General features: G+C 37.0%; 11 protein-coding genes and 3 tRNA genes. 3 read left to right on the top strand and 11 right to left on the bottom strand.

Going from position 1 to position 12,908, the window contains the following annotated elements; genetic code table 11:
* Positions 1-6: 6 nt before the first annotated feature.
* Entirely contained in the window at positions 7-777 is a 771-nt protein-coding gene (locus tag OK18_RS12155) for a glycogen/starch synthase (RefSeq protein WP_053328158.1), read from the bottom strand.
* Between the two features lie 171 nt (positions 778-948).
* On the opposite strand from OK18_RS12155, the gene panC reads away from it, so the two are divergent.
* Positions 949-1,797 carry a pantoate--beta-alanine ligase gene (gene panC / locus OK18_RS12150; protein WP_053328157.1) on the top strand — a complete coding sequence of 283 codons (849 nt, stop codon included), beginning with the start codon at positions 949-951 and terminating at the stop codon, positions 1,795-1,797.
* Between the two features lie 157 nt (positions 1,798-1,954).
* On the opposite strand, the gene OK18_RS12145 is transcribed toward panC, so the two are convergent.
* From OK18_RS12145 to OK18_RS12135, 3 genes are all read right to left on the bottom strand, one after another.
* Positions 1,955-2,027 (bottom strand) — tRNA-Lys (locus OK18_RS12145).
* 51 nt (positions 2,028-2,078) lie between these two features.
* Positions 2,079-2,161: transfer RNA gene (locus OK18_RS12140), tRNA-Leu, on the bottom strand.
* 34 nt (positions 2,162-2,195) lie between these two features.
* Positions 2,196-2,268, bottom strand: a tRNA-Lys gene (locus OK18_RS12135).
* 115 nt (positions 2,269-2,383) lie between these two features.
* Between OK18_RS12135 and OK18_RS12130 the strand changes: the two genes are divergently transcribed.
* Positions 2,384-2,899 (top strand): shikimate kinase, encoded by a 516-nt coding sequence (locus OK18_RS12130; protein WP_050022419.1) that lies wholly within the window; start codon positions 2,384-2,386, stop codon positions 2,897-2,899.
* Positions 2,900-2,912: 13 nt separating this feature from the next.
* On the opposite strand, the gene OK18_RS12125 is transcribed toward OK18_RS12130, so the two are convergent.
* Positions 2,913-3,350, bottom strand: a complete 438-nt coding sequence (locus OK18_RS12125; RefSeq protein WP_053328156.1) for an RNA-binding S4 domain-containing protein — start codon at positions 3,348-3,350, stop codon at positions 2,913-2,915.
* Between the two features lie 55 nt (positions 3,351-3,405).
* On the opposite strand from OK18_RS12125, the gene OK18_RS12120 reads away from it, so the two are divergent.
* Positions 3,406-4,191, top strand: a complete 786-nt coding sequence (locus OK18_RS12120) for a hypothetical protein (protein ID WP_053328155.1) — start codon at positions 3,406-3,408, stop codon at positions 4,189-4,191.
* A gap of 64 nt (positions 4,192-4,255) precedes the next feature.
* Here the strand turns inward: OK18_RS12120 and OK18_RS12115 are convergent, their stop codons facing one another.
* The 6 genes from OK18_RS12115 to OK18_RS12090 form a co-directional block, all read right to left on the bottom strand.
* On the bottom strand, positions 4,256-5,773 hold the full coding sequence (locus OK18_RS12115; RefSeq protein ID WP_053328154.1) for an FMN-binding glutamate synthase family protein: 1,518 nt from the start codon (positions 5,771-5,773) through the stop codon (positions 4,256-4,258).
* Positions 5,774-5,827: 54 nt separating this feature from the next.
* Positions 5,828-7,174 (bottom strand): tRNA (N(6)-L-threonylcarbamoyladenosine(37)-C(2))-methylthiotransferase MtaB, encoded by a 1,347-nt coding sequence (mtaB, locus tag OK18_RS12110; RefSeq protein WP_053328153.1) that lies wholly within the window; start codon positions 7,172-7,174, stop codon positions 5,828-5,830.
* 69 nt (positions 7,175-7,243) lie between these two features.
* A complete protein-coding gene (locus tag OK18_RS12105; protein ID WP_053328152.1) occupies positions 7,244-7,831 on the bottom strand; it encodes a DUF1572 domain-containing protein in 588 nt (195 codons plus the stop codon).
* A gap of 223 nt (positions 7,832-8,054) precedes the next feature.
* A complete protein-coding gene (locus OK18_RS12100) occupies positions 8,055-9,524 on the bottom strand; it encodes an RCC1 domain-containing protein (RefSeq protein ID WP_053328151.1) in 1,470 nt (489 codons plus the stop codon).
* A gap of 213 nt (positions 9,525-9,737) precedes the next feature.
* The gene (locus tag OK18_RS12095; protein ID WP_053328150.1) at positions 9,738-11,834 is read right to left on the bottom strand and encodes a T9SS type B sorting domain-containing protein; all 2,097 of its coding nucleotides are present in this window, start codon (positions 11,832-11,834) and stop codon (positions 9,738-9,740) included.
* A 154-nt stretch (positions 11,835-11,988) separates the two neighbouring features.
* Positions 11,989-12,786 carry a hypothetical protein gene (locus OK18_RS12090; protein ID WP_053329358.1) on the bottom strand — a complete coding sequence of 266 codons (798 nt, stop codon included), beginning with the start codon at positions 12,784-12,786 and terminating at the stop codon, positions 11,989-11,991.
* Positions 12,787-12,908 lie beyond the last annotated feature (122 nt).

Here is a 12,908-nt window from a genome sequence, read left to right as displayed (position 1 = left end):
GTGTTTTTAATAAAGTTGGTTGATAGAATCTATATCAAGATACTCTGATTTCTGAGTTGTCGTTGCATTGAAAGCCTGATCAAGGTCTTCATCCAGGAACTCATCTCCCTTTACAACAGTATCTACATAGTTCATACTTTCGATAACAAAACTTTTAATTGTCGGGTTATCTAACGCTTTTAATCCTGAAATATTATCGAATTTCAATTTTTCATCAATTTTCTTATCCAGGTCGGCATCCTTCTCATTGTAAAGAGAAAGAACAATTTTAGCGTCCTTAAAATAAGTATCGGATTCGTAATACGTTTTAAGATAAATTGGAACAAAAGAAGACATCCATCCGTTCAGATGAATTACATCAGGTACCCAGTTCAGCTTTTTGATGGTTTCTATCACCCCTCTGGCAAAGAAAATAGCTCTTTCGTCATTATCATCGAAAGGAGTTCCTTCATCGTCGAAATAGTACTGTTTTCTTTTGAAGTATTCTTCGTTATCAATAAAGTAAACCTGAAGTCTTTCCCCCGGAAGAGACGCTACTTTAATAATTAAGGGCTGATCCAGGTCATTGATAATAATATTCATTCCTGAAAGACGGATCACTTCATGAAGCTGGAATTTCCTTTCACTTATTTGTCCAAATCTTGGCATAAAAACTCTTACATCATTGCCTTCATTGTGCATCTTAAGTGCCATTTTGTTTACCACAGCAGCCATATTTGTATCTTCCTGATATGGATACATCTCTGTAGTAATGTACAGTATTTTTTGATTCGGCATAAACTTTCTATCTAATTTTTGTAAAAATGCTTTAATGTGCAAAATTACAAAAAAACATCCAACATTATTTTAATTAACATTTTTTTACGAAATTTCCTATTTTCAAATTATTAAAAACACACATTATTATACGATATTTTTAGTATTTTTGAATTAGCATTAAAATAAACTATGGAAGTTATAAAAAACAGGAAAGTCCTTCAGGATTTCATTGAAAGACAGAAGGAAATGGGAAAGCGGATTGGTTTCGCCCCTACCATGGGAGCACTTCATCAAGGCCATCTTTCCCTGTATGAAAAAGCAAAAAATGAAAACGATCTTGTTATTTCTTCAATTTTTGTAAATCCGACTCAGTTCAATAACCCGGAAGATCTTGAAAAATATCCGCGGGATATCAACAGGGATATTTTGATCCTGGAAAAGTCCGGCCTGGTTGACGCCGTTTACATCCCTGAAGTAACAGATATATATCCTGAGAAGACACAAAGCCAGCACTACGATTTTGATGGTTTGGAAAATGAAATGGAAGGAAAGTCAAGACCGGGACATTTTGATGGTGTAGGAACGGTTGTGGAAGAGCTTTTCAGGCAAGTACAGCCTGACCATGCCTATTTTGGAGAAAAAGATTTCCAACAGCTGGCTATCATTAAAAAAATGGTTGAAAAGAAACAACTTCCGGTTAAAATCATAGGAGTTCCTATTTACAGGGCAGAAAACGGGCTTGCCTTAAGCTCGAGGAATCAAAGGCTTCATGAAGACCGAAAAGAAGCTTCAAAAGTTATCTTTGAAACATTGAAGAAAGTAAATGACTGGTTCAGAACAGTCTCTATACCCGAAATCAAAGACAGGGTAAGAGATATTTTCGATAACCAGCAGGGGATGAAGCTGGAGTACTTTTTGATTGCAGATGAGAAAACCCTCCAGGAAACTGATTTTTTCTACAAAGACAGAAATTTCAGGGCTTTCATAGTGGTAGTGGTAGATGGTGTAAGATTGATTGACAATATGCATTTGGATTAGGATACATTGTTTTATAAAAGTAAACTCTGATTGTAATGGTCAGAGTTTTATATTAATTTACTCCATACAGAAAAATCAAAGGCCTCCTGAAGGAAGCCTTTGAAACACCAAATCACAAAATATTAATATGAAAAAAATTTACTTTTCAGTAAACTTGTGACCCGGCTGGGATTCGAACCCAGGACCCATACATTAAAAGTGTATTGCTCTACCAGCTGAGCTACCGAGTCGGCCACAATTAAAATGAATAACATCCATCTTAATTATTAATTTTCTTGCAGTGCCTGCGACTGGATTCGAACCAGCACATCCTTAGGAAACCACCCCCTCAAGATGGCGTGTCTACCAATTTCACCACGCAGGCAATAAAATTACAGCATTTAGTAATCTCTTGCTCGTGACCCGGCTGGGATTCGAACCCAGGACCCATACATTAAAAGTGTATTGCTCTACCAGCTGAGCTACCGAGTCGGCCACTTATTCATCAAGTTTTCATTTAAGTAATGTCCCTTGTTTTAAGTGGTGCAAAGATATGACTTTTTTCGTTATCTCAAAACTTTTTTGCAAATTTGTTCAAAAAAAATTCATGGTAATTTCACTGATCGGATACATGGGAAGTGGCAAATCTCACATTTCCAAAATATTAAGCGAAAAAATAAATTTCAGACTCATTGACCTGGATAAAGAGATTTCCAAAAGAAATAAATTAACCATTCCAGAAATTTTTGAAAAAAAGGGAGAAATCTATTTTAGAAAACTTGAAAGAGAAACCCTGGAAGAAATTCTGGCTTCCGAAGAAAATCTGGTTTTAAGCCTTGGTGGTGGTACTCCGGTTTACTATAATAATATGGAAATTATCAATCATAATTCTAAAAGTGTTTTTTTGAGAACATCTGTAGGCACGCTGGTGGAAAGGCTTTCTAAACAAAAAGAAAAAAGACCCCTGATTGCCAATATTTCCGATAAGGACCTTCCTGAATTTATTGCCAAACACCTGTTTGAAAGAAATCAATTTTACAGTAAAGCTCAGTTTAGTGTAGGAACCGATGGCAGGGAGCCTGACGACATTGTTAATGAAATAATAGAAAAGCTCTATCTCTAGAGCCTTTTCTGTTTTAATCTTCTTCTTCAGAATCATCATCCGTTTCTCCGAAAAAATCGTCCCAATCAGTAAAATCTGATGAAATGTCATTTCCTACATATTCATCCATCTCTCTTCTGTCTTTTTTGGTAGGTCTTCCTTCCCCTTTATTTCTATAATAATCCTGAGACATCTTACGAAGCTTCAGCAATTCGTATTGTTCTTTATCTGTCACATCCTGTATATGGAGTGGAACCAGCTTTGCCCCAATTCTGCTTTTCGGTATCTGGATTACTTTTATTTTATAATCAATCTGATTTTTACGGATTTTAATAACATCACCTTCTTTTACCTCTTTTGATGACTTCACGGCAGATGTTCCAATAGAAACTCTATTCTTTTTTATCTCTTCTGCCGCAATGCTTCTCGTCTTATAAAAACGAATGCTCCATAAAAATTTATCTATTCTCATAATTTTTTATACTTTTGCCGTTATATTATCTGTAAAGTAATTAAAGTTTTTTGAAATGAAAAAAATATTTTTATATATCCTTGCGGGATCTTTGTGTTTTTCTGCATGTAAGAAAAGTGATGATGATGTAAACACGTATGTGGAACCCGAAGACATTAATGTCCAAAACAGCTATGATGATCAGGCTATTAAGAAATTCATGGATGAGAATTACCTGGATGTCCAAGGAAATATAAAGTCTTTCAGTGCTACTGATACTGCTGATGATAAAGAGAAAAAATTATCTCAGCTTGATTATAAAACTTTACCTTCAGGTACTATTTATATCATAAGAGATGGTGCCCAGCCGCCAACATCAACACCTCCAAAGGATCTAACTATTAAACCCAATGATAGTATGAGAATTATGGTGAGGGCCAATTCTTATTTAGCTACTCTCAGCGATGGCAAAGGAGCTTTTACTGCATCAGCAACTTTCATCAATACGATCAATGGAAATGGAGTTCCCGTACTTGATCCTACCTTCTATTATATTTCCAATGTAGAAGGTAAGAAAAATCCCTTAATCAAAAATGCAACTACCGATGCCGCAAAGCAACCAGGCTATTATGTGATTAGTGGATTCAATGAGGCTCTGCAAAAATTCAATGCGTACGATAATATTTCCAATTCTACTCCCTACAATTTACAAGGGGTAATTATTGTTCCTTCAAGAGCTGCTTTTGCCAGAAATCCTCATTACCCTTATAATTATGCAGGGTACGCATCTCCTATTTCCCTGAGAAACAGAAGTTTTGTTTTCAATTTCCAGGTTTATGGAAGAGAGGCCAGGCCTTATTAAAAATACTATAAAAAAAATAAAGACCGCTTTTTTTCAAGCGGTCTTTATTTTTTTTTATTTCTGATTAAGATCTTGCTTTTTGTTTTACATTTCCTAAGATATCCGGGAAATACAGATCTGCAAGATGATCAAATTCATCTCCTCTCATAAACATTGTTGCATCCACCTCTTCATAAGAGCTTCTTCCTGCTGCTGCAATGAGTTCATTACAAGTGTGAAGGGTATTTTTATGGAAATGATATACTCTTTCGCTTTTATCTGTCACATCCAATCCTTTGATCAGCATTTTATCCTGTGTGGCAACTCCTGTAGGGCAGTTATTGGAATTACATCTTAGTGCCTGGATACATCCCAGAGAGAACATAAATCCTCTTGCATTATTACACATATCTGCTCCCATTGCAATTGCCCTTAAGATATCCAGACTGGTTAGAACCTTACCACTGGCAATTACTCTTAATTTATTCCTTACGTTATAGTTATTCAGGGTTCTGTTTACAAATATCAGGGCCGGTTCCAAAGGCATCCCTACTCCATCAGAAAATTCCGGTGGTGCAGCTCCTGTCCCTCCTTCTGCTCCGTCTATTGTAATAAAGTCAGGATAAATTTTCAGAACATTCATTTGCACACAGATATCTTCAAATTCCTTAGTATCCCCGATGCAGAGTTTAAACCCAACCGGTTTACCTCCTGAAAGCTCCCTTAATTCCTGCACAAACCTCAACAATCCGGCTGCATCTGAAAAAGCTGTATGTGAAGGTGGCGAAATTACCGTCATTCCCGGAGTTACGTGACGAATGGCAGCAATCTCCGGCGTATTTTTCACCCCCGGAAGCACCCCTCCATGGCCAGGCTTAGCTCCCTGTGATAGTTTGATTTCAATCATTTTCACATTAGGAAGTGTAGCATATTTCGTAAACAATTCAGGATTGAATTTTCCTTCTTCGTCCCTGCATCCAAAATACCCGGTTCCGATCTGCCAGCATAAATCTCCTCCTTCCAAATGATAAGGAGAAATACCTCCTTCCCCTGTATTATGATAAAAATTACCCTTTTTAGCCCCTCGGTTTAAAGAAATCTGGGCCCTGTCACTTAATGCACCGAAACTCATTGCTGAAATATTGAACAAAGAAGCATGATAAGGCTGTGTACACTGCTCTCCTCCAACCCAGACTCTCGGAAGTTCTTCCGATGGCGATTTGGCATAAATAGAATGCTTGATACCCTCGTATTTCCTGTGATTAACTTCCAGCTGTGTACCAAAAGCTACCGTATCACTTAAATTTTTTGCCCGTCTGTATACTGCAGAACGCTGATTTCTTGGAAATGGCTTCCCGTCTGTTTCTCTTTCGATAAAGTATTGCTGCATTTCCGGAGAAATACTTTCAAAAAAGTACCTGAAATATCCCAATACGGGAAAATTCCTTAAAATAGCATGTTTTGATTGGTATGCGTTATACACTCCCAATGCATAAATAGCGGACAACAGCGTGGGTATCCAATAATGCGCTCTGATCAGTAATGCCACTATCCATGTAGCAATTACTAATACAATTCCCCAAGATAAAAACTTATCTCTCATGAATGTAGTATTTAAAAGTTTAAAAATAAATTTAGTGGAAATTTTGCAAAGAGACTATGCTTTTGCTAAAAAATTTTGATAGGAAGATTGCACAGAAACTGTGCCATCTGACAGTATTTTTTCTAAATTTAGAAATTCAATCTGGTTGACGGAAGCAGGGTCAAAATCCTTCTGGACTCTCACATAATTTTCTGTGAAGCCAAACATTTTCCCGTCTTTATTTTCGTGCTCCCACAGCACAGGAAGTGTTTTCCCAAGCTGAGTCTGATAAAATGCCATTTTTTTCTTTTCGGAAAGGATTCTCAACATTTTATTACGCTTTTTTCTCTCGGCAACAGGAACTACTCCATCCATCGCTGCGGCTTCTGTATTTTCTCTTTCAGAATAGGTAAATACATGAAGATACGTTATAGGCAGTTCGTTAAGAAAATTATAGGTTTCCATAAACTTCTCTTCTGTTTCTCCCGGAAATCCGACAATAACATCCACCCCGATAGCCGCATCAGGCATTACCTCGCGGATTTTGTTCACTCTATCACTATACAGTTTTGTCAGGTACCGGCGTTTCATTTTTTTCAATAAATCATCACTTCCTGACTGCAAGGGAATATGAAAATGCGGAACAAAGCTTCTGCTTCTGGAAACCAGTTCAATGCTTTCATCTTTCAACAGATTGGGCTCAATGGAAGAAATACGGATTCTTTCAATTCCTTCTACTTTATCGAGTTCAGAGATCAGATCCAGAAAGGTATGTTCGTGTCTTTTATTACCGAACTCCCCTTTACCATAATCACCGATATTTACTCCTGTAAGAACAATTTCTTTAATATCTCTTGCTGCAATCTCAGCAGCATTTCTCAAAACATTCTCAATGGTATCCGAACGCGATATTCCTCTTGCCAACGGGATGGTACAGTATGTACATTTATAATCACATCCGTCCTGTACCTTTAAAAAGGCTCTTGTACGGTCTCCTATCGAATAGCTTCCGATAAAGAAATCAGTTTCTTCAATTTCACATGAATGAACAATTCCTTCATTTTCCGATTTTTCCAAATCATCAAGATAACTCAGGATATTGAATTTTTCTTTGGCTCCCAATACCAGATCCACACCTTCAATCTGCGAAATTTCTTCAGGCTTCAGCTGGGCATAGCATCCAACAATAACTACCAATCCATCGGGATTGGCTTTCATTGCTCTTTTTACGTGAAGCTTACATTCACGGTCAGCATTTTCAGTTACAGAGCAGGTATTGATGACATATACATTTGCTTTTTCATCAAAACCTACCTTATCATATCCTGCATCTGTTAATTGACGGGCAATAGTAGATGTTTCCGCAAAGTTTAATTTGCAGCCAAGGGTATGATATGCGGCAGTTCTTTGAAAAGTAGACATGTGTTACTCCTGAATTTTATGGGTGCAAAGATAGTAATTTTAATAAGAATCCAAGATTGATTCAGTCTATTACTTGTATTCATCCCTTACTTCAGGGCTGTTTTGAAAACACACCGGGGAAGAATTGGTATCAGCTTCTTCTCCTGAAAACCTGTTTTTCATTCCTGCATTAAATTCCTGAGATTTATTTCTGGCAATAGAAAGTGTTTTCCAGTCTTCGTTTTTAACCATCTTAGCGATGTAAACAATCTGTCCTATATGATAAGGATAATGGGCTAATTGTCTGAAAACAGCATCGATAACAGAATGTGCTTCTCCTCTTATGTAAATCGTGGAATACAGGTTCTCATCATTTATCTGGTTTAAAGCTTCAAAAAGACACTTCCATCCTGTTTCCCAATAGCTGATCACTTCATCTTTTGTTTTAAAAGTATTCACAAACTCCTGATCCCTGTCACGCCAGTTTTTTTCACCATCTTCAGTTAGAAAATCAGTCCATCTCGAAAGCATGTTCCCAGCGATATGTTTTACAATTACGGCAATAGAATTACTCTCTTCGTTATATTGCCAGAAAACCTGTTCTTCGGAAAGCTGAGTAAAGGTTTTATCTCCGAGTGATTTATAATACTCAAATCGTTTAATAAACAGTTCTTTCATTTTTCTAATTTTGATTAGTCATGTAAAATTAGAAATAAAATTATAAGGTAGAAAATAAATATCCGGCTATAGTCCTATAGCTTTCATACGATATACACTATTGATACTCAACCACTTCAAATTAAAGCCTGTAAAATAAAACCCGGAATAAAATTTTGTTTTACTCCGGGTTAACCATTTTTGTCCTTTACCCTCAGGTTTCCGGATTAATCATTTCTTATTCTTATTCAAATACTACTACCAGACTGTTACTGCCTGATTCATTAGTTCTTCCCAATTGATTATTAGCTCCATATCCGGCCCCATAAATTTTATTTTTTCCACCGGCACTACTTGTTGTAACATACATATTATAATATCCTAAACTGATACCTGTATAAACATTGCCCACAGGAGATGTAGCCGGAGTAACTGAAGTAAGAGTGGCAACAAATGCCGTACTCCCTGTACCTAGCTTACCATTGGTAGAAGAACCTGCCACATAGATTTTATTTTGATTGGTAAGCAACCCTACTCCATAGTACATAGAGATATCACTGAATCTTTCACCTGTTTGTAAAGCAGCAGTAATATTCGTAGGACCTGCATATACACCACCTCCTCCATGGTAATAAAGGTAACCGAATGCAAAATATCTTCCCTGATTCGTTATAAAACCACCTCCATCAAAGGATCCATCATCCAAAACAACTTTCACAACGCTTTCTCCGGCATTAAGGGTAAAGTTGGGATTCAGTAAGGTAGGAGTTGAAGCAACGCTTACATTCGTAGGTAATCCCAGTCTTCTTGAAGTAGTACTATTCGTTCCCCAAACGTATACATTCCCGTTACTGGTTACTGCTATTGCACCATAGTAAAATACATCCATATCTACTACTTCCTGGTTATCAAAAAAAGGAATTTTCTGGAAATTCAAAGCATCTCCTGATGTTGTTCCATTCCCCAATGTTCCATAACCGGCATATCCTGACACATAAAGTTTTTTATCAGTACCTAAGACAAGAGTATTGTAATATCCTGTTCTTACCTTTGAAGCTGAAATTCCTCCCGGCAGGGAAATTTTGCGGGGTGCGTTCACTGTAGTGGTATTACCCGTTCCATTTTTTCCGTTGTTATTATATCCCCATACCCAAAGCTCTCCATTGGCTGTTACGGCGGCTCCGTTATAATACCCCATATCTATATCTGCACTTGTGCGGTCAAAAACGGCACGCGGATAGTTATTGGTACCATTGGTAACGGTACCTATTTGGTTATTATTCTGATATCCCATACCATAAACAACATTTCCTCTTGAGGCATCAGTATATATGGCTGCATAATAATGACCTGCCGCTATCTTGGTTGCTCTTGCAGGAACTTTTCCGTTGTATATTATTTCCTGCTCTATGATATTAATTACAGAAGATTTGTCCAATAAGCAATCTGACCATGCCCGGTCAGCATCACTTGTTTTCAGTCTTATACAGTGCTCTTTGTTATCATACACTGCTGTGGCTTCTAAGGGGGTTGTCATGCTTCTGGCAACGGTAATCTGTGCAGAATCTACTCTCGGCAGGATCATTCCTAATGGTGAAGTTGTGTTTTGCATGTGCAAAATGCCTTCAGGAGTTAATGTATTGATACCCACCTGGCTATATGCGGTTAAGGCAAAAAGGAATGTCGAGATCAGTAAATGTAACTTTTTTCTCATAATTTTTTTTCATTTATGTTTTCAGGCAAATATAAACAATATTATTAATTGATGAGAAAATAATATAATTTATTTCAGATCATTGAGATTTCCTTACCAGAGCGGTCTGGCTGAACTTGTGCTCAGCCAGATGTATCTAAAATTTAAAAAAGTTCTTCCTTTTTATTGTTTCAATTTCATTCCTGCATCACTTTGCAATGATAAAAATTAAAGTTATTCCCTGTTTTTAACCAATACCCATCCTGAATATTTAACAGGTGTACTCATTTTATCATTTTCATTCCATGTCACAGAATACCAGTAAGTACCAGTTGGGACTTTTTTTCCTGCAAGGGTACCATCCCATTTGTATCCGTTAAACCGGTCTGCCTGGTGAATTTTGTTGCCATATCTGTCAAAAATATTCAATACCAGATTCTGCTTCCCTGCCAATGCGGAATAATCAATAACATCATTGACTCCATCGGCATTCGGGGTAATCACATTCACCAGGTTAGGAACAACAATGTTAATTTCTATGGGATTACAGTCATAAGTGTCCCTGACAAATACCTTATGATCTCCTCTTGAAAGGTTATTGAACACATTGGATTCCTGCCAGGTAATGTTATCTATAGAAAACTTATAAGGCGGATTTCCTCCTTTTACAAACACGGTAATGGTATTATTTACAATTTCAATGGCCGTAACAACCGGCTGTTGCGAAGGGTAAACTTTCACATGCTGGATAACCGTACAGTTACCTGTTGTAAGTTTTACCCAGTATGCGCCAACTCCTACATTATGAATAACCTGGGTAGTAGCTCCTGTACTCCATTCATATGTTTTGAATCCCGGACCGGCATCCAGTGATGTTTTAGCCTCTGCACAAATGGTTTTATCTTTAAGGACATCAGAATATACCGGTGGAATAACGCCTAAAGTAATTTTTGCGACAGCATAGCATCCCTGCGCATTAGAAACCCTTACATATACCACTCCGTTTGGTGCAATATAATTGATTACAGAAGTGATTTCATTGGTTTGATTGATTGCATCCGCCATCGAAGGATAATATTTTTTCCCGGCAACCGGCTGTGTTGTCACACTTGCTTCTGTAAGATTGAATACCGCAGCAGACGGATCCGTTTCCAAAGCACAGGATCTTAAAGTAGTATCATTAACAACGACTACAGGATAAAATTTCAGTGTAATCTGCGCAATAGCGGTACAGCCAAAGGTTGAAATTATTTTTACATAAACTGTTCCTTCCGCAGACACAAAGGCTGAAGGCGTTGTAATTTCATTAGTTCCCGCATTAAGATCCGCCAGGGAATTATAATATTTTTTGGTCACATTAGAAGCAGAAATGACATCGGCTGTTGTTAAATCAAACACTGCAGTACCGGCATTGTTATTATTGCACTGGATCAGGGTTGCATTTTTTGCTGTAATAGAAGCATCCCTGAACTTAAACTTCCCGATCTGTTTACATTGATTAAGCGGATTATTGGGATTGACAGGATCGGTATAGCTGATACTATAATAAAAAACGGTACTTGTATTGACGGTCATAGGGGTTGTAATAGGATTCTGTCCTGTCAAAGCCTCATTCTGACTGTGATGATAAGTCACACTAAAATGTTGATTTCCATTAAGTATTCCTGCAGTTAATGAAGAGAAATCAAATAAAATGGTACCGGAACATAATACTATTTCTTTAGGGTCAGCCGGATTTGCTGCAGGAATTCCGGGAGCTATAAATGGATGAGGTGTCAGTACCGGATCGGTGAATGGAGAAGCTAATGTGGCTGTTCCACCCCAGGTCAGAGAAAAAGGGGACATGGTACTGCTTGTTGCGCTCACCCAATTATCAATATACAGGTAATAGGTTTGTCCTGCCAAAACATCCAGATACCGGCAATATGGTGTTGCTGATCCTCCGGGAGCGCTTAGAATGGTACTTGTCATATTTAACCCTGTAATAGGACTTACCCCCACAACTGTGGCAGCATTACAGCGTATGGGTGTTCCTAAATTCCCACAGGTAACATTGGGACCATAGATGGCCCAGTCGTAATCTGCATCCGGATCATTGGGGGTTAAATCAAAGGTAAGGGTACCACTGGTAGCAATGGTTATTTTGTACCATATCGAATTATGCTCACCCAGTATCAGACAATCTCCTAAAAATTCATCTACATTTCCGATTCCTGCCGGACTGTAGGTAATACTGGAGTTTCCACAAACGGATAAGGCCGTAGAACAATCTGCCTGTGAATAAAAAGTATGCGATATGCACACAAGAAGAAACAGTAAAAATTTTCTCATAGGTATATGTTTTCATGGTTGAATGGTTTTGTATCAAATAATACTCATCCATACCAAATATACCCAATATTTCAATTACAAATAAAAAAAATCAAATAATTTTAAATTAATTTAAATCAAAATAGAAAATCATTAAATAAATAACAATACGGTTTCACTTTATGCTTGTAATATTACCGCAAAGATTTTCCAGGTGAAAAATTTTATGAAAAGGGCTTTTCACTTCCTTCAAATGCTCTTTATCCTGGATAAACGTATATCTTGAAGCAATAGAGTTCATATCAGAAACAATCACAAGCCAGCACTCGTCTACGGAAGTATCATAGTAAGGGAACTTTTCATTTTTTTTCTCGATAAGCTCCAGAATTTTCTCTGAGCAAAGTTCATCAAAAAGATTCATGCTGTATTCATGGGTAATAAAAACGTTTCTCCGGTGAAAGGATTTCCTTACGCTTTTCACACAGCCTACAGCTTTATTTTTTTTTATACTTTTATAGATACTGATAATATTTTCCTGTTGTACTTCCAGATTATCGAATTTTATATTAGGGTGAAATTCCAAAAAATAAACACCACGATATTTCGTAGTGTCTTCTTGTTCTAATAATATTTCTGCCTGGCGGAACATCTTATTCAAAGTACTTTCTACTTTTTTCATTTCCAGATGATTGATCACTTCGGTCAATTCTATTCCGATTTTTTTATCATTTAATTTGGCAATAAAGTCAGGACTTTCACAAGTCAGATCTTCAAACTTTACTTCCGGGAAATGGTGCATAAAAGAATTGAGCAGCAGTATCTCAGATTTCTTTCGGTATTTTTCGCGATCATGAAGCGGAGATTCATCTATGGTACGGTGATATCTTTCTATGGGCTTTTTTTTCAAATGCCTGTTTAGGTAATATAAACTTAGATTTTTAATTAAATCTTCATCAGAAAACGTTTTTTTCATGTGTGATTTTTTTATGTTATTAAAGAACACATGCAGCCATTGGCTTTCATCATTAAAAGTTTTGATAATCAAAAATTTACACTCTTAAAGATAAGTAAAAAAACGATTCAATATCTATCTTT

It is taken from the genome of Chryseobacterium gallinarum (assembly GCF_001021975.1).
Classification (GTDB): Bacteria; Bacteroidota; Bacteroidia; order Flavobacteriales; family Weeksellaceae; genus Chryseobacterium; species Chryseobacterium gallinarum.
The sequence above is the reverse complement of the archived record's forward strand: the minus strand, read 5'-3'. Positions and strand labels throughout refer to the sequence as shown.